We start from the raw sequence: 16,809 nt of genomic DNA, 5'->3' as shown, positions 1-16,809 counted from the left end.
ATGCCACAATCCCCACCATGTTCCTGACCGTTCCGACCATCATGACCTGGGCGCGGATCGTCGCGATCCCGCTGATCATCGGCGTGTTCTACCTGCCGGACGAAACCGCCCCGCTGGGCCTGCGCAACCTGATCGCCACCGTGATGTTCGTGGTGTTCGCGCTCACCGATTGGCTGGACGGCTATCTGGCGCGCAAGCTGAACCAGACCTCGTCCTTCGGCGCTTTCCTCGACCCCGTGGCCGACAAGTTCCTGGTCTGCGCCTGCCTGCTGGTGCTGGTGCACCTGAAGCGCGTGGACGTGTTCGTGGCGCTGATCATCATCGGCCGCGAAATCGCCATCTCGGCGCTGCGCGAGTGGATGGCTCAGATCGGCGCTTCCAAGAGCGTGGCGGTGCACATGCTGGGCAAGGTCAAGACCGTGATGCAGATGGTGGCGCTGCCCTTCCTGCTGTTCGACGGCCGCCTGTTTGGCCTGATAGACACCCACCTGTGGGGCACGCTGCTGATCTGGGTGGCCGCGGTGCTGACGGTGTGGTCCATGATCTATTACCTGCAAAAAGCCTTGCCGGAAATCCGGGCCAAAGCCAAATAAGTTTTTCCCATGAGTGTCGCGGCGCGCCAGCAGGCGCTGATACGGGCCATGCCCTGGGTGTTCGTGCTGATCTGGAGCACCGGCTTCATCGTCGCCCGTTACGGCATGCCGCATGCGCCGCCGATGAAGTTTCTGGCTGTCCGTTACGCGTTGTCGGCCTTGTGCTTCCTGCTCTGGATCGTGGTGGCGAAGGTGGCCTGGCCCAGCCAGCGCGCGCAATGGTGGCACCTGGCTGTTGTGGGGATGCTGATGCACGGCGGCTACCTGGGCGGTGTCTGGGCGGCAGTGAAGGCCGGCATGGGCTCGGGCCTGGTGTCTCTGATGGTGGGTTTGCAGCCGGTGCTCACCGGGGTCTGGCTGGCCGTCAATGGCGGGCGTGTCAGTGGCCGGCAATGGCTGGGCCTGGCCCTGGGTTTTGGCGGGCTGGCGCTGGTGGTGTCCAGCAAGTTCGGCCACGGCGGCGAGGCCGACTGGCACAACGTTGCCCTGGCCTTGTTTGCGCTGCTCAGCATCACCGTGGGCACGCTGTACCAAAAGCGCTTCGTCACGCCCTGCGATGTGCGCAGCGCCAGCGCGGTGCAACTGGCGGCCGCGTTGCTGCTGACGCTGCCGCTGGCTTTGCTGGAGAGCGAGCCCATCAGCTGGCATCCGCAACTGGTGGGCGCGCTGGCCTGGTCGGTGCTGGCGCTGACGCTGGGTGGCAGCTCGCTGCTGTACCTGCTGATTCAGCGCGGCGCCGCTACCGCCGTCACCAGCCTGCTGTACCTGGTGCCACCCACCACGGCGCTGTTTGCCTGGGCGCTGTTTGGCGAGCCCATCACCGCCACCATGCTGGCCGGCACCGCCATCACGGTGATGGGTGTACGCTTGGTGGTGTACAACGCGCCAGCCACACAACCGGCGCCCAAGGAGTAAGCGACATGACGGTATCCACCACCGGTAAGAAACGCATCGCGGTGATCGCCGGCGACGGCATTGGCAAGGAAGTGATGCCCGAGGGCCTGCGCGTGATGGAGGCTGCGGCCAGCAAATTCGGCATCCCGCTGCAATTCGACCATTTCGATTTCTCCAGCTGGGACTATTTTGACAAGCACGGCAAGATGCTGCCCGACGACTGGAAAGACCAGATCGGCGGCCACGACGCCATCTATTTCGGCGCCGTCGGCTGGCCCGAGAAGATCCCGGACCACATCTCGCTGTGGGGCTCGCTGCTGCTGTTCCGCCGCGAGTTCGACCAGTATGTGAACCTGCGGCCGGCGCGCTTGATGCCCGGCATCATCGCGCCGGTGGTGCGCAAGGACGGCAGCCCGCGCGCACCTGGTGAGATCGACATGTACATCGTGCGCGAGAACACCGAGGGCGAGTACTCCAGCATAGGCGGGCGCATGTACCCCGGCACGCCGCGCGAGATCGTGATGCAGGAAACCGTGATGTCGCGCGTCGGCGTGGACCGCGTGCTGAAGTTTGCGTTTGAGCTGGCGCAGTCGCGCCCCAAGAAACACCTGACCAGCGCCACCAAGTCCAACGGCATTGCCATCACCATGCCGTACTGGGACGAGCGGGTGGCTGAAATGAGCAAGGGTTATCCAGACATAACCGTCGATAAGTTCCACATCGACATCCTCACCGCGCACTTCGTGCAGCGACCGGATTTCTTCGACGTCGTGGTGGCCAGCAACCTGTTTGGCGACATCCTGAGCGACCTGGGGCCGGCCTGCACCGGCACCATTGGCATTGCACCGAGCGCCAACCTGAATCCGCAGCGTGACATGCCCTCGCTGTTCGAGCCGGTGCATGGCTCGGCGCCGGACATCGCCGGGCGTGCCATCGCCAACCCCATCGGCCAAATATGGTGCGGCGCAATGATGCTGGATTTCCTGGGCCACCGCGATGCGCACGACGCCGTGCTGGCCGCCATCGAGCAGGTGCTTGATCCCCAAAGCGGTGCGCCGCGCACGCCCGACATCGGCGGGCGCGCCAGCACCACGGATCTTGGCCGCGCCATCGCCGCCGCCCTCTGACAGCGCGCTATTCCAGGCGACGTGGCGATACAAATAATTACTTGCTGCTTAGCATAAAAATGTCTGACGGCCCACCCGTGGCCAGAGTGAAAAACGTCTAGAATTCGCGTCCGCGCTGCCGCAAAACCGAATGCCGTGTTGACACGAAGAGAGTCCGTGGATTTAATCGGATTCGGCTGCACAGGCCGCGAATATTGTTCCCCGCGCTGACGCACGCACCGGCGAGTTCGGGGAAACCGATAACGTGAAATAACATTTGATCAACGCTGATACCAGACAAGGGGTTCTTTGTGAATAAAACCGAATTGATTGAGCACATCGCAAAACACGCTGACATTTCCAAGGCCGCCGCCACGCGCGCCCTGGAGTCCACCATTGGCGCCGTGAAGACCACCTTGAAAAAAGGCGGTTCGGTGTCGTTGGTGGGTTTTGGCACGTTCGCCGTGGGTAAACGCGCCGCTCGCACCGGCCGCAACCCCCGCACCGGCGCTGCGATTAAAATCAAGGCGGCCAAGGTGCCCAAGTTCCGTCCGGGCAAGGCGTTGAAAGACGCGTTGAACTGATTGGCAGATTGCAGGTGGGGCGCTTAGCTCAGTTGGTAGAGCGGCTCTCTTACACGGAGTAGGTCGGCGGTTCGAGACCGTCAGCGCCCACCACCACAATGCAAAGGCGAACGGAATGTTCGCCTTTTTATTTATTGAGTCCAGAGAGTCCACGCATGTTTGATTTTGTCCGCCAGCACACCAAGTGGATGATGGTGCTGATGTTCTTGTTGATCATCCCCTCGTTCGTGTTTTTCGGCGTCAGCGGCTACGAAAGCATGCGCGACAAGGGTGCCGCGGTGGCGCGCGTGGGCAACCAGGACATCACCCAGGCCCAGTGGGATGCCGCCCACCGCAACCAGGTGGACCGCATACGCGCGCAGATGCCCTCGGTGGACATCAAGCTGCTGGACACGCCGCAGCAGCGCTACGCCACGCTGGAGCGCCTGGTGCACGACATGGTGCTGAACGACGCCGCTGACAAGGCCCACCTGGTCACCAGCGACGAGCGCCTGGTGCGCGCGCTCAAGGAGGACCCCAACACCGCCACGCTGTGGCGCGCTGACGGCACGCTGGACGTGGACCGTTACCGCATGCTGGCGGCGGCACAGGGCCTGAGCACCGAGATGCTGGAGTCACGCATCAAGGCCAGCATGGCCACCCAGCAGGTGCAGGGCGGGCTGGCCAGCTCCACCTTCACCAGCGCGGCATTGGCCAATGTGTCGCTGAACGCGTTCTTCGAGAAGCGCGAGGTGCAGCTGGCGCGCTTCAACACCAACGACTATGTGGCCAAGGTCAATCCCAGCGATGCCGACATCGAGGCCTATTACAAGGCCAACCAGAGCCAGTTTCAGGCCGCCGAGCAGGCCGACATCGAGTACCTGGTGCTGGACCTGGCGGCGGTGAAGAAGACCATCACGCTCAATGAGGCCGACGTCAAGACCTACTACGAGCAAAACGCCGCCAAGCTCAGCGGCACTGAGGAGCGCCGCGCCAGCCACATCCTGATCAATGCGCCCAAGGACGCGCCGGCCGCCGAGCGCGCCAAGGCCAAGGCCAAGGCCCAGGAGCTGCTGGCCCAGGCGCGCAAGGCGCCCGACAGTTTCGGCGAGCTGGCGAAGAAGAATTCGCAGGATTCGGGCTCGGCCGTCAATGGCGGCGACCTGGGCTTCTTCGCCCGCGGCGCCATGGTCAAACCTTTCGAGGACGCGGCCTTCGCCCTGAAGCCCGGCGACATCAGCGACGTGGTGGAATCCGATTTCGGCTACCACATCATCAAGCTGGCCGAGGTCAAGACGCCCAAGCAGCGCAGCTTTGACGAGATGCGTGCCGAGATCGAGACCGAGCTGAAGGCGCAGCAGGCGCAGAAGAAATTCGCTGAAGTGGCCGAAGCCTTCACCAACGGTGTGTACGAGCAGGCCGACAGCCTGAAGCCCGTGGTCGACAAGCTCAAGCTGGAGTTGAAGACCGCCACCAAGTTGCAGCGCAAGCCGCTGCCCGGCGCCACCGGCGAACTGGCCAATGCCAAGTTTCTGGCCGCTGTGTTCGCACCCGATTCGATCGAGAAGAAGCGCAACACCGAGGCGGTGGAAATCGCCCCTAACACGTTGGCCGCCGCCCATGTGACGCGTTATGCGCCGGCCCGGGTGCAGCCGCTGGCCGAGGTGCAGAATGTGGTCAAGGCCCGCCTGGTTGTCGCCAAGGCCGCCGAGATGGCCAAGAAAGACGGCATGGACAAGCTGGCGGCCTGGAAGGCCAAGCCTGACACCGCCGTGGTGGAGGCTGCCGTGGTGGTGTCGCGCGACCAGACCGAGAAGCTGCCGCCCGAGGTGGTGGACGCGGTGTTGCACGCCAATGCCGCCAGCCTGCCCGCGTTCGCTGGCGTGGACATGGGCGCGCAAGGCTATGTGGTGGTCAAGCTGAACAAGCTGGTGCCGCGCGCGAGCGGTGACGAGGCCAACGCCAAGCGCGAGCGCACGGGCTACGAGCGCGCCTGGGCCGCCGCCGAGAGCGAGGCCTATTACACGCTGCTGAAAGACCGCTTCAAGGTGCAGATGAAAACTGCCGAGCCGCCCAAGGTGGCCGTGGCGGGCGCCGACGCCGCGCAGTGATGATGAGCCGGCCGCCATGGCGTTATAATGGCGGTTTACGGTGGCTGTAGCTCAGTTGGTAGAGTCCAGGATTGTGATTCCTGTTGTCGTGGGTTCGAGCCCCATCAGCCACCCCAAATAAAGCAAAAGCCCGCTATCGTTTCGATAGCGGGCTTTTTTGTTGGTGCTGCGAGACTGCTCAGTTCACCATCACCAGCTTGCCCATCACCCCGCGTGAACCCATGTGGGCGTAGGCGGCTTTCAGGTCGGCCATGGGCATGGTGCGGTCGATCACCGGCTTGATCTTGCCCTGGCCGTACCACTGGGCCAGCTCCGTCATCATGGCGGCGTTGTTCTTCGGTTCGCGCTTGGCGAAGTCGCCCCAGAACACGCCGACGATGGATGCACCCTTGAGCAGTGCCAGGTTGAACGGCAGGGCGGGGATGGGGCCAGAGGCAAAGCCCACCACCAGGTAGCGGCCGCGCCAGGCGATGGAGCGGAAGGCCGGCTCGGCAAAGTCGCCGCCCACCGGGTCATAGATCACGTCGGGGCCCTTGCCGTCGGTCAGCGCCTTGATGGCGTCGCGCAGGTTCTCGGTGCTGTAGTTGATGGTGGCGTCGGCCCCAATCTTCTTGCACAGCTCGCACTTCTCGGGTGTGGAGGCGGCGGCGATCACCCGGGCGCCCTTGGCCTTGGCGATCTGTATCGCCGCCGTGCCGACCCCGCCGGCCGCACCCAGCACCAGCACGGTCTCACCGGCCTTCAGTTGCGCGCGGTCCACCAGCGCATGGTGCGAGGTGGCGTAGATCATGATGAAGGCCGCCGCGTCGACAAACGGGAAACCCGGTGGCAACGGCATGCACAGCGCGGCCGGGGCCAGCGTGTGGGTGCCGAAGCCCCCGGTGCCCGACAGGCAGGCCACACCGTCGCCCACCTTCAGGTGCGTCACGCCTTCGCCCACCGCCTGCACCACGCCGGCGTATTCGGAGCCGGGCACGAAGGGCAGCGGCGGCTTGATCTGGTACTTGTTCTGCACGATCAGCAGGTCAGGAAAGTTCAGGCTCGCTGCCTTGATCTCCAGCAGCACCTGGCCGGCCTTGGGTTCGGGCGTGGGCAGGTCTTTCCAGGTCAGCGCGTCCACGCCGGTGGGGTTTTCACAGAGCCAGGCTTGCATGGCGGTCCTCTCTTGTCTCGGTCGGTTGAAGTCGGGTGACAAATCGTTGCTGCGGGCATCATAGAGTAAGCCTCTGGCCGCCGTTGTCTCTGGAGCGACCGCCCCGCGCTGGCGGCCTACAATCGGTTTTCACTCGCACAGAACATGAAAATACTGATTTCGAACGACGACGGTTACCAGGCGCCCGGCATCGTGGCGCTGTATGAGGCGCTGAAGGACGTGGCCGAGGTGGAGGTGATCGCCCCCGAGCAGAACAACAGCGCCAAATCCAATGCGCTGACGCTGCACTCGCCGCTGCACGTGACCCGGGCCGCCAATGGTTTTCGCTACCTCAACGGCACGCCTGCCGACTGCGTGCACATCGCACTGTCCGGCCTGCTGGATTACCGGCCCGACCTGGTGGTCTCGGGCATCAACAACGGCGCCAACATGGGCGACGACACGATTTATTCGGGCACCGTGGGCGCGGCCATGGAGGGCTACCTGTTTGGCATCCCGGCCATTGCCTTCTCGCAGGTGGAAAAGGGCTGGCAGCATCTGGATGCCGCCGCCGCCAAGGCGCGCGAGATCGTGCAGCAGGTGATTCAGCGCGGCCTGGTGGCTGGCAACCCCTGGCTTCTGAACGTCAACGTGCCCAACCTGCCGCTCGACAAGCTCGGTGCGTTGAAGGTCTGCCGCCTGGGCCGCCGCCATGCGGCCGAGCCGGTCATCACGCAGGTGAACCCGCGCGGCGACACCATGTACTGGATAGGCGGTGCCGGTGCCGTCAAGGACGATGCCGAGGGCACCGATTTCCATGCCACCGCGCTGGGCCATGTGTCCCTGACGCCGCTGAAGGTGGACCTGACCGACCATGACAGCCTGCGCTACTGGGCGCAAACCGCGTCGCAGCTGTCCGCCGCTGCCCCGGCATGAAACCCAGGCCCTCGTTTCCAGCCCGGCTGGACCAGGTGATGGAGTCGCCGGCAAAGGCGGGCGCACCGCGCCCGGCTGCAACCCAAGCCGCCAACACGGCGGCGGCGCGTGGCGCCAAGGCTGGTGCGGGGGCTGGCAAGCACGCCATCGCACGGGCGCAGGGGCTGGGCATGGACTCCAGCGCGGTGCGCATGGCCATGGTGCAGAAGATCGCCGCGCAGGGGGTCAGCGACAACGCGGTGCTGTCGGCCTTGGGCGCGGTGGAGCGACACCGCTTCGTCGACAGCGCGCTGGTCAACCAGGCCTATGAAGACACCAGCCTGCCCATTGGCCTGGGTCAGACCATTTCCAAGCCGGGTGTGGTGGCGCGCATGCTGGAGCTGCTGCGCCAGGGCATGCAGGGCAGAATAGGGCGGGTGCTGGAGGTCGGCACCGGCTGCGGCTACCAGGCCGCCTTGCTCAGCCAGCTGGCCGAGCAGGTCTACAGCATAGAGCGGCTGCGCGGCCTGCACGACAAGGCGCGTGAGAACTTGCGGCCGCTGCGCCTGTCCAACCTGCACTTGTTGTTTGGAGATGGTATGGTGGGCTACGCGCAGGGCGCGCCGTATGCGGGCATCATTGCCGCTGCGGGTGGCCAGGCGGTGCCCCAGGCCTGGGTGGACCAATTGGCGGTAGGCGGCAGGCTGGTGGCGCCCATCCATGCGCCCGGGGGCCGTGACAAGCAGGCGCAGGCCTTGGTGGTGGTGGACAAGACCGCGCGCGGTGTGCAGCACACGGTACTTGAGGCGGTTAATTTTGTGCCCTTAAAATCCGGCATAGCTTGAAGGAAAGACGTATGCTCGTTTGGCGTGATCGCAGGTTTCTTTTGGGTTGCACGGTGTTGGCCGGTGCATTGCTGGCGGGCTGCAGCTCCAAATCCTTGAATCCCGCCCCGGTGGAAGACCGCACCACGGGCCTGGCCAAACCAGCCACGCCAGCGTCCACCCCGGTTGTCACCGACACCCCGGCGCCGGCTCCCGCGCGCCTGCCGCCCGGTGCCGAAAACGCCGGCAAGCCGGGCTATTACACCGTCAAGCCCGGCGATACCCTGATTGGCATAGGCCTGGAAAGCAACCAGAACTTCAAGGACATTGCGCGCTGGAACAACCTTGAAAACCCCAATCGCCTGGAAGTCGGGCAGGTGCTGCGCGTGGCGCCACCCGCAGGCGGCGCGGTGGTGACGGCGGTGTCCAAGTCTGCGGGCACCGCGCCCGGTGCCGCAGCACCGGCATCGGCACCCGTGGCGGCCAAGCCAGTGGCCGCTGCCGCTAGCGGCGGCGGGGACGACGACATCGCCTGGCTCTGGCCCGCCACCGGTGCGGTCAGCGGCAACTTCGACGGCAGCAAGAACCTGGGCATTGACATTGACGGCAAGGCCGGCGACGCCGTGCTGGCATCGGCGGACGGCACCGTGGTCTACGTGGGCGCGGCGGTGCGCGCCTACGGCAATCTGATCATCCTGAAGCACAACAATTCCTACGTGACCGCCTACGCGCACAACCAGACCCTGCTGGTGAAGGAAGACCAGGCGGTGAAGAAGGGCCAGAAGATCGCCGAAATGGGCAGCAGCGACGCTGATCGCGTGAAGCTGCATTTTGAGTTGCGCCGCCTGGGCAAGGCGGTGGACCCGGTCAAGTACTTACCGCCACGGTAAGCCGCCGTCCCGCACCATGAGCACCGCCAAAAAACATCTGCCCAACGGCGGCAGTGGAAAAGGCGGTGGCAAGAAGGCCCAGGTGGCGCGCGACCAGGCAGCTGCGGGTGGCGCTGGGCCGGACGACCCTGAGGGCCCTGAATTCGGCGCTGAGCCGCCGAGCATCGCCTCGTCGCTGGAGGCCGCGCAACTTGCCGCCGCCGGGGAATCCGGTGACGCGCTGAGCCAGTACCTCAAAAGCGTGCGCCGCACCGAACTGTTCACGCCCGAGGAAGAGTACGCGGTGGCCACGGCGGCCCGGGCGGGCGACTTTCCCGCCCGCCAGAGCATGATCGAGCACAACCTGCGGCTGGTGGTCAGCATCGCCAAGGCGTACCTGGGGCGTGGCGTGCCCTTGTCCGACCTGATCGAAGAGGGCAACCTGGGCCTGATGCACGCCATCGACAAGTTCGAGCCCGAGCGCGGTTTTCGCTTCTCCACCTACGCCACCTGGTGGATACGCCAGTCGGTGGAGCGCGCGCTGATGCACCAGGCCCGCGTGGTGCGCCTGCCGGTCAATGTGGTGCGCGAACTGCAGCAGGTGCTGCGGGCGCGCCGCGCGCTGGAGAACGACGCCACCTTTGTGGCCCAGCGACCCGACGGCATACGCGTGGAAGACATCGCCATGCTGCTGGGGCGCGATGCCAGTTCGGTGGCCGACCTGCTGGCACTGGGCGAGGCGCCACGCTCGCTGGATGCCGCGTTGGACGCCTCCGGCGACGAGCAGACGCTGGGCGACGGCCTGGTGGACGAGTTGGCACTCGACCCCACCAGCACCACCCAGATCCACGAGGTGGAGCGGCTGCTGGAAGGCTGGATGGACACGCTGTCGCAGCGCGAGAAGGACATCCTGGAAGGCCGCTTTGGCCTGCACGACCGCGACCCGGAGACACTGGACGTGCTCAGCCAGCGCCTGGGGCTGACGCGCGAGCGCGTGCGCCAGGTGCAGAACGAGGCGCTGCTGAAGTTGAAACGCTACCTGGCGCGCCGGGGCATCACGCGCGAGGCTTTGTTGTAGTCCTGCACAAGGAGGTGGGCGATGAGACACGTGACCCGCACTGGGCCCTGGAGAGCGCTCACGGCAGGCGCAAGCCAGCTGCCCGCAGCCGGACGACCGCCGGGCCTGTCATGATCCCCAGTCCGCCCACGGCCCCCACCACGGTGGACGCCTACATGGCGGCGTTGCCGCCCAACGTGCGGCGCATGCTGCAGCGCGTGCGCAAGGCGGCCCTGGCGGCCGCGCCCGAGGCACAGGAAGTCATCAGTTACCGGATGCCTGCTCTCAAGCAGCACGGCATCCTGGTGTACTACGCGGCCTTCAAGAGCCACATCGGCCTGTACCCGCCCGTCAGGGGAGATGCCGACATCGACCAGGCCATTGCGCCGTATGCGGGCGAGAAAGGCAACCTGCGGTTTCCTTTTGACCAGCCCATACCCTACGAGCTCATCACGCGCATCACCGCGCTGCGGCTGAAGCAGAATCTGGCCAAGGCCGCCATGAAACACCTGAAAACGAAGGCCTGACTGCGCACCTGAGACAATCGGGGGATGAGTGAAGAGGAAACCAAAACAGAAGTAGCGGTCGCCACGCTGCCCGAAGGCTGGCTGGCTGTGGAGTCGTTGGACATCGAGGCCCAGGGCGTCGCCCACCGGCCGGACGGCAAGGTGGTGTTCATCGAGGGCGCGCTGCCGTTCGAGCTGGTCAGCGTCAACGTGCACCGCAAGAAGAACAACTGGGAGGCGGGCACCGTCACGGCCATCCACAAGGAGTCGTCGCAGCGCGTGAAGCCCGGCTGTCCGCATTTCGGACTGCATGCCGGCGCCTGCGGTGGCTGCAAGATGCAGCACCTGCACGTGGGCGCCCAGGTGGCCATCAAGCAGCGCGTGCTGGAGGACAACCTGTGGCACCTGGGCAAGGTCAAGCCCGAGAACCTGCTGCGGCCCATCGAGGGGCCGGCCTGGGGCTACCGCTACCGCGCCCGGCTGTCAGTGCGCCATGTGCTGAAGAAGGGCGCCGTGCTGGTGGGCTTTCACGAGCGCAAGAGCCGCTACGTGGCCGACATGGGCACCTGCCCGGTGCTGCCGCCGCATGTGGACGCCTTGCTGCTGCCGTTGCGCGCGCTGATAGGTTCAATGGAGGCGGTGAACACCTGCCCGCAGATCGAGCTGGCCTGTGGCGATGACGTCACCGCGCTGGTGCTGCGTCACCTGGAGCCGCTGAGCGCCGGTGATTTACAACGCCTGCGCGACTTTGCCGCGCTCCACCCGGGCGTGCAGTGGTGGCTGCAGTCCAAAGGCCCCGAAACCGTGCGCCTGCTGGACGAGGGCGGCCCGCAACTGGCCTATGCGCTGCCGGAATTTGGCATCCACATGCCGTTCAAGCCCACCGACTTCACGCAGGTGAACCCGCACATCAACCGCGTGCTGGTCTCACGCGCCCTGCGCCTGCTGGGCGCGCGCAAGCAGGAGCGGGTGATCGACTGGTTTTGCGGCCTGGGCAATTTCACGCTGCCGCTGGCCACGCAGGCCGGCGAGGTGCTAGGCATAGAGGGCAGCGAGACGCTGGTGGCACGCTCGCGCGACAACCACAGTGCCAACAGCGCCGCCTTGGGGGCTGGCGCGCTGTGCGCCACCCGTTTTGCCGCCCGCAACCTGTTCGACATGACACCCGATCTGCTGGTGCAGGACGGCGTGGCCGACAAGTGGCTGGTGGACCCGCCGCGCGAAGGCGCCTTCGCGCTGGCCAAGGCGCTTGCCGACCTGTACCAGCAGCGGGTGGATCCGGACAACTACCCGGCAACGCCCGGCGCTGAGGGTTGGACGCCGCCGCGGCGCATCGTCTACGTCAGTTGCAACCCGGCCACGCTGGCGCGCGATGCAGGCTTGCTGGTGCACCAGGCGGGTTACCGCTGCACGGCGGCAGGGGTGGTCAACATGTTCCCCCACACCGCGCATGTGGAAAGCATCGCGGTGTTTGACCTGGCGGTTTGACGCACGGGATTCAGTGTGTGCCGGCAGCGGCCTTGCCGGCGGCCGGTTTGACGGGCGCTTTCTCGGCCTCCTTGGCCACGGCAACAGCCACGGCCTGGCCGTCGCTGCCGGCTTTGCTGGCATTGGCCTTGCCGCCGCTGGCCTTGGTGCCACCCTTCTTGGCCTTGTCGTCCACCACTTCTTCGACCGGTTCGGGTTTGGAGGCCGCCACGGCCTTGGACGGCACGCCCTCAACCTTGTTGTCGCGCATGTACTGGTCCATCTCTTTCCAGCCGGCGAAGACGGCGGCGCGAGAGGCCTCCTCGTTCATCGCATAGCAGTCTTCGATGGAACGCACCGAGTAGCGGCAGGCGCCGCCGATGGCCTTGCCGTCGGCTTCCTTTTGCAGCGTGCGGGGGTCGGGTCCCAGACCGGGGATGTCGCAGGCCGCCAGCAGCAGCGTCAGCGACAGGGGGAAAAGCAGGCGGGCGGTCATGGGCAAATCGAGGGGTGTTCAACCATTATCGGCAGACGCGCGTGCAGATTGAATGCGCTGGCTCAAGAATAGCCAACAAAGGCGCTGGTGCCAACAAAAAAGGCCCCCGCAGGAGCCTTTTTGAGGGGAGGGGGCGCAATTACTCGCGTTCGCCGCCGAACACGCCCAGCAGCACCAGCAGGTTCTGGAACACGTTGATGATGTCCAGGTACAGGGCCAGCGTGGCGCTGATGTAGTTGGTCTCGCCGCCGTCCACGATGCGCTTCAGGTCATACAGCATGAAGGCGCTGAACAGGCCGATGGACAGCGTGGAGATCACCAGCATGCCGGCCGACGAGCCCACGAACACGTTGATGATGCCGCCCACCATGATGGTCAGCGCGCCCACGAACAGCCACTTGCCCATGCCTGACAGGTCACGCTTGATGACGCTGGACAGGCTGGCCATGGCGAAGAACACGCCGGCGGTGCCGCCGAAGGCCGTCATGATCAGCTCCGGGCCGTTCTTGAAGCCCAGCACCATGGCGATCAGGCGCGACATCATCAGGCCCATGAAGAAGGTGAAGGCCAGCAGCACCGGCACGCCGGCGGCCGAGTTCTTGGTCTTCTCGATGGCGTAGATGAAGCCGAAGGCGCCCACCAGGAACAGGATCAGACCCAGCCCGCCGCCCATGGCAGCGGTGATGCCGGTGGCCACGCCCAGCCAGGCGCCGGCCACGGTGGGCACCAGGCTCATGGCCAAGAGCAGGTAGGTGTTGCGCAACACCTTGTTGCGTTGCTCGGCCGACGCGCCGTAGCTGTGGTCGAGAACTTGGACTTGGTCAATCATGGTTTCAGGCTCCTTCAAACTCCGTAACGGAGTACAGATCAGATGAGGGGGATTCTAGGGGCTTCAAGGGCTCGCTTTACAAGCCATTTACAGATTTTGTTCCCGGATGGCGAAAAAAGTTCAATGCGGGGCTTCCTTGGTATGCTGCTTGCAAGCTTTCGCTTCGCGTTTTTCCTTCCATCCACTTTCTCACAGGCAACCCCATGCAGAGCAAACCCACCCTTGAACTGGCCGATGTCAAACAGATTGCCGCCGCCGCCGAGGCCGAGGCGCTGAAGAACAAATGGGCGGTCAGCATCGCCGTGGTCGACGACGGCGGCCACCTGCTGTGGCTGCAGCGCCTGGATGGCGCCGCACCCATCTCGGCGCAGATCGCGCCGGCCAAGGCGCACACCGCCGCGCTGGGGCGGCGTGAAAGCAAGGTGTACGAGGAAATGATCAACACCGGCCGCGTGTCCTTCCTCAGCGCGCCGGGGCTGCAGGGCCTGTTGGAAGGGGGCGTGCCCATTCTCAAGGGCGGCCAGTGCCTGGGCGCGGTGGGCGTCAGCGGCGTCAAGTCGGTGGAAGACGTGCAGATTGCCAAGGCTGGCATCGCGGCGCTGGGCATCTAAATACCCGCCGGGCCGCCCAAGGGGATTTGCGGCCCTGTCGGGGCTGAAGGCCTAGCGCGCCACGCCGGGGCGGGCATTGCGGTGCAGGTGGATGACCGTCTGCGGCGCGCTGCTGATGGCGGCCACCGGGCGGGTGGCGCAGCATTGCGCCACCACATCGCGCGCGCATTGCTCGCATTGGCCGCACTGCGTGGCCACGCCCAACTCGAACTGGATGTCGTCAAAGCCCATGCCGGCATGCACATGCCGGGCGATTTCCCGGTCAGAGACGCGTTTGCAGACACAGACGATCATGGCTTGGCGGTGGTAGGCAGTTGGTGCACGAAGTATAAATGAGAATCCGTCGCATTTGCAATACCTTTGTGATTGCAGTGCCAATATGCCTGTTGAGGCTTGCGCTACAATGCAAATGAGAATTACTATTATTTGCGGCAAAAATCAATGTTGACGGCGTCCTGGGTGACTCGCAAGCGAAAGATGGGCTATGAGCAGCGCTGAACACCTGCCGCAGCGGCTAGACCGCGCCACGCTGGGCCAGGCCTACCAGGTGCGCCATGTGCACGCGCCCGCCGGCTCACCCGAATGGGCACGCCAGCTGGAGGAGATCGGCTTTTTCACCGGTGAGCAGGTGCGCGTGATGGCGCGCGGCTTTCCGGGCGGCGATCCGCTGGTGGTGCGCGTGGGCCAATCCACTTTTGCGCTGCGTGGCGCCGAGGCCGCCTGCGTCGAAGTGGCGCCGGTGGCGGCCGGCGAGGCGCTGGCATGAATCAGGCGGTCATCCATTTCCATGCCACCGGCCGGCTGGCCGCGCTGGTGGGCAATCCCAATGCGGGCAAGACCGCACTGTTCAACCGCCTGACCGGCAGCCATCAGAAGGTGGCCAACTACGCCGGTGTGACGGTGGAGCGCAAGGAAGGCCGCATGGCGCTGGCCAACGGCAAGACGGTGCGCGTGCTGGACCTGCCGGGCACCTACAGCCTGCACCCGCGCTCACCCGACGAGCGGGTGACCTGCGACGTGCTGCGCGGCCAGGCGCTGGGCGAGAAGCGGCCCGACCTGGTGGTGTGCGTGCTGGATGCCACCAACCTGCGCCGTGGCCTGCGCCTGGTGCTGGGCGTCAAGCGCATGGGCCTGCCCTGCGTGGTGGCCCTGAACATGGCCGACCTGGCCGCCAGCCGTGGCATCGCCATCGACACCGAGGCACTGGCGCGCGAACTGGGCGTGCCGGTGGTGAGCACGGTGGCGGTGCAAGGTGACGGCGCGGCCGGCTTGAGGACATTGCTGGAAGACCCCCAGGTCTGGCAGGCCGCTGGCAGTGCGCCGCAAGATGCCACGCCGCTGGAAGACGAAACACCCGACCACGAAACCGTGCGCGCCATGCTGCAGCGCCTGCGGCTGGACCACGTGGCGCCGCACCTGGCCAGCGACCGCATCGACCGCATCGTGCTGCACCCGGTGCTGGGCCCGGTGTTGCTGGCGGTGCTGCTGTTCCTGGTGTTCCAGGCGGTGTTCGACTGGGCCACCCTGCCCATGGATCTGATCAAAAGCGCCACCGCCTGGCTGGGTGGCAAGGCCGCAGAATGGCTGCCGGCCGGCCTGTTGCAAAGTTTCGTGGCCGACGGCCTGATCGCCGGTGTGGGCGGCGTGGTGGTGTTCCTGCCGCAGATCCTGATCCTGTTCTTCTTCATCCTGCTGCTGGAAGAGTCCGGCTACCTGCCGCGCGCGGCCTTCCTGCTGGACCGGTTGATGGGTGGCGTGGGCTTGTCCGGCCGCTCCTTCATCCCGCTGCTGTCCAGCTTCGCCTGCGCCATTCCGGGCATCATGGCCACGCGCACCATCGCCAATCCGCGCGACCGGCTGGTCACCATCATGATCGCCCCGATGATGACCTGCTCGGCCCGGCTGCCCGTGTACGCGCTGCTGATCGGCGCCTTCATCCCGCAGCGCACCGTGGGGCCGGGCCTGCAGTTGCAGGGGCTGGTGCTGTTCGGGCTGTACCTGGCAGGCATCCTGGGTTCCCTGGCGGTGGCCTGGGTGCTGAAGCGCTTTTCCGCCGGCGGCCAGGTGCGCGCGCTGATGATGGAGCTGCCCACCTACCACTGGCCGACACTGCGCAACGTGGCCATAGGCCTGTGGCAACGGGTGGAGATTTTCATGCGGCGCGTCGGCGGCATCATCCTGGTGCTGACGATCGCGTTGTGGTTCCTGGCCAGCTTCCCGGCGCCGCCGGAGGGCGCCACGCATCCGGCCATCGAGTACAGCGTGGCCGGCATGCTGGGCAAGCTGCTGGCGGTGGTGTTCGCCCCCATTGGTTTCAACTGGCAGATCAGCATCGCGCTGGTGCCGGGCCTGGCGGCGCGCGAGGTGGCTGTGGGTGCCCTGGGCACGGTGTATGCGTTGTCGGCCACCGGCAGCGACACCGCGCAGGCGCTGACACCGCTGATCGCCAGCAGCTGGAGCCTGCCCACCGCGCTGTCGCTGCTGGCCTGGTACGTGTTCGCGCCGCAGTGCATGTCCACGCTGGCCACGGTGAAGCGCGAAACCGGCACCTGGCGCTGGCCGCTGGTGATGGCGGGCTACCTGTTCGCGCTGGCTTATCTGGCGTCGTTCATCACGTACCGCGTAGCGCTGGCATTGGGCGCCTGACACGACTCGCCCAGCCCCGTTCGGACTGAGCTTGTCGAAGCCCTCTTGCGGTCTTTGGCGTTGACGTGGCTCCGCAGCGCGCCAGCCTGAAAATTGGCCTTCCCAGGTTTCACATGGGGCCCTTTGCCAATTTTCAGGCTGGCACGCCGCTCCCAGGTTTACGAAAGAAATCCAGGCGCGCCGACGCCGC

17 protein-coding genes, 2 tRNA genes and 1 pseudogene are annotated in these 16,809 nt (G+C 65.6%); 16 read left to right on the top strand and 4 right to left on the bottom strand.

From position 1 onward, the window contains the following. Positions 1-17 precede the first annotated feature (17 nt). From pgsA to AC1DX2_RS08030, 7 genes are all read left to right on the top strand, one after another. Positions 18-593, top strand: coding sequence for a CDP-diacylglycerol--glycerol-3-phosphate 3-phosphatidyltransferase (gene pgsA / locus AC1DX2_RS08060; RefSeq protein ID WP_477195817.1), 576 nt, complete (start codon positions 18-20; stop codon positions 591-593). A 9-nt stretch (positions 594-602) separates the two neighbouring features. Further along, the gene (locus AC1DX2_RS08055) at positions 603-1,508 is read left to right on the top strand and encodes a DMT family transporter (RefSeq protein WP_477195816.1); all 906 of its coding nucleotides are present in this window, start codon (positions 603-605) and stop codon (positions 1,506-1,508) included. Positions 1,509-1,513: 5 nt separating this feature from the next. Next, complete coding sequence (locus AC1DX2_RS08050; protein ID WP_477195815.1) at positions 1,514-2,614, top strand: tartrate dehydrogenase; 1,101 nt, start codon at positions 1,514-1,516, stop codon at positions 2,612-2,614. Positions 2,615-2,904: 290 nt separating this feature from the next. Beyond that, complete coding sequence (locus tag AC1DX2_RS08045) at positions 2,905-3,177, top strand: HU family DNA-binding protein (protein WP_057675617.1); 273 nt, start codon at positions 2,905-2,907, stop codon at positions 3,175-3,177. A 17-nt stretch (positions 3,178-3,194) separates the two neighbouring features. Next, positions 3,195-3,270, top strand: a tRNA-Val gene (locus AC1DX2_RS08040). A gap of 62 nt (positions 3,271-3,332) precedes the next feature. Continuing rightward, positions 3,333-5,267, top strand: a complete 1,935-nt coding sequence (locus tag AC1DX2_RS08035) for a SurA N-terminal domain-containing protein (RefSeq protein WP_477195814.1) — start codon at positions 3,333-3,335, stop codon at positions 5,265-5,267. A 40-nt stretch (positions 5,268-5,307) separates the two neighbouring features. Further along, positions 5,308-5,383, top strand: a tRNA-His gene (locus AC1DX2_RS08030). Between the two features lie 62 nt (positions 5,384-5,445). Here AC1DX2_RS08030 and AC1DX2_RS08025 read toward each other — a convergent pair. Then, positions 5,446-6,420: an NADPH:quinone oxidoreductase family protein gene (locus tag AC1DX2_RS08025; RefSeq protein WP_477195813.1), complete on the bottom strand. Its 975-nt coding sequence runs from the start codon at positions 6,418-6,420 to the stop codon at positions 5,446-5,448. Between the two features lie 144 nt (positions 6,421-6,564). Here AC1DX2_RS08025 and surE point away from each other — a divergent pair, with 144 nt between their 5' ends. The 6 genes from surE (at position 6,565) to rlmD (ending at position 12,058) form a co-directional block, all read left to right on the top strand. Beyond that, positions 6,565-7,335 (top strand): 5'/3'-nucleotidase SurE, encoded by a 771-nt coding sequence (gene surE / locus AC1DX2_RS08020; protein ID WP_477195812.1) that lies wholly within the window; start codon positions 6,565-6,567, stop codon positions 7,333-7,335. Next, complete coding sequence (locus tag AC1DX2_RS08015; RefSeq protein WP_477195811.1) at positions 7,332-8,159, top strand: protein-L-isoaspartate(D-aspartate) O-methyltransferase; 828 nt, start codon at positions 7,332-7,334, stop codon at positions 8,157-8,159. The genes surE and AC1DX2_RS08015 overlap by 4 nt, the downstream gene beginning before the upstream one ends. A gap of 11 nt (positions 8,160-8,170) precedes the next feature. Further along, positions 8,171-9,028, top strand: a complete 858-nt coding sequence (locus AC1DX2_RS08010) for a peptidoglycan DD-metalloendopeptidase family protein (protein WP_477195810.1) — start codon at positions 8,171-8,173, stop codon at positions 9,026-9,028. Between the two features lie 16 nt (positions 9,029-9,044). Then, entirely contained in the window at positions 9,045-10,085 is a 1,041-nt protein-coding gene (locus AC1DX2_RS08005) for a sigma-70 family RNA polymerase sigma factor (RefSeq protein ID WP_477195809.1), read from the top strand. Positions 10,086-10,195: 110 nt separating this feature from the next. Then, the gene (locus AC1DX2_RS08000; protein WP_477195808.1) at positions 10,196-10,591 is read left to right on the top strand and encodes an iron chaperone; all 396 of its coding nucleotides are present in this window, start codon (positions 10,196-10,198) and stop codon (positions 10,589-10,591) included. A 24-nt stretch (positions 10,592-10,615) separates the two neighbouring features. Continuing rightward, positions 10,616-12,058 (top strand): 23S rRNA (uracil(1939)-C(5))-methyltransferase RlmD, encoded by a 1,443-nt coding sequence (gene rlmD / locus AC1DX2_RS07995; protein ID WP_477195807.1) that lies wholly within the window; start codon positions 10,616-10,618, stop codon positions 12,056-12,058. A 217-nt stretch (positions 12,059-12,275) separates the two neighbouring features. Here the strand turns inward: rlmD and AC1DX2_RS07990 are convergent. Beyond that, positions 12,276-12,533: pseudogene (locus tag AC1DX2_RS07990) on the bottom strand (hypothetical protein); the annotation flags it as partial. Between the two features lie 139 nt (positions 12,534-12,672). After that, on the bottom strand, positions 12,673-13,362 hold the full coding sequence (locus tag AC1DX2_RS07985) for a Bax inhibitor-1 family protein (RefSeq protein ID WP_477195806.1): 690 nt from the start codon (positions 13,360-13,362) through the stop codon (positions 12,673-12,675). Between the two features lie 203 nt (positions 13,363-13,565). Here AC1DX2_RS07985 and AC1DX2_RS07980 point away from each other — a divergent pair, with 203 nt between their 5' ends. Then, a complete protein-coding gene (locus AC1DX2_RS07980) occupies positions 13,566-13,973 on the top strand; it encodes a GlcG/HbpS family heme-binding protein (RefSeq protein WP_477195805.1) in 408 nt (135 codons plus the stop codon). A 51-nt stretch (positions 13,974-14,024) separates the two neighbouring features. Here the strand turns inward: AC1DX2_RS07980 and AC1DX2_RS07975 are convergent, their stop codons facing one another. Beyond that, positions 14,025-14,267 carry a (2Fe-2S)-binding protein gene (locus tag AC1DX2_RS07975; RefSeq protein ID WP_477195804.1) on the bottom strand — a complete coding sequence of 81 codons (243 nt, stop codon included), beginning with the start codon at positions 14,265-14,267 and terminating at the stop codon, positions 14,025-14,027. Between the two features lie 190 nt (positions 14,268-14,457). Between AC1DX2_RS07975 and AC1DX2_RS07970 the strand changes: the two genes are divergently transcribed. Beyond that, complete coding sequence (locus AC1DX2_RS07970) at positions 14,458-14,739, top strand: FeoA family protein (protein ID WP_477195803.1); 282 nt, start codon at positions 14,458-14,460, stop codon at positions 14,737-14,739. Beyond that, the gene (feoB, locus tag AC1DX2_RS07965) at positions 14,736-16,619 is read left to right on the top strand and encodes a ferrous iron transporter B (RefSeq protein WP_477195802.1); all 1,884 of its coding nucleotides are present in this window, start codon (positions 14,736-14,738) and stop codon (positions 16,617-16,619) included. Before AC1DX2_RS07970 ends, feoB begins: the two co-directional genes overlap by 4 nt. Positions 16,620-16,809 lie beyond the last annotated feature (190 nt).

The organism is Hylemonella sp. P2_B10 (genome assembly GCF_056404875.1).
The sequence above is the reverse complement of the archived record's forward strand: the minus strand, read 5'-3'. Positions and strand labels throughout refer to the sequence as shown.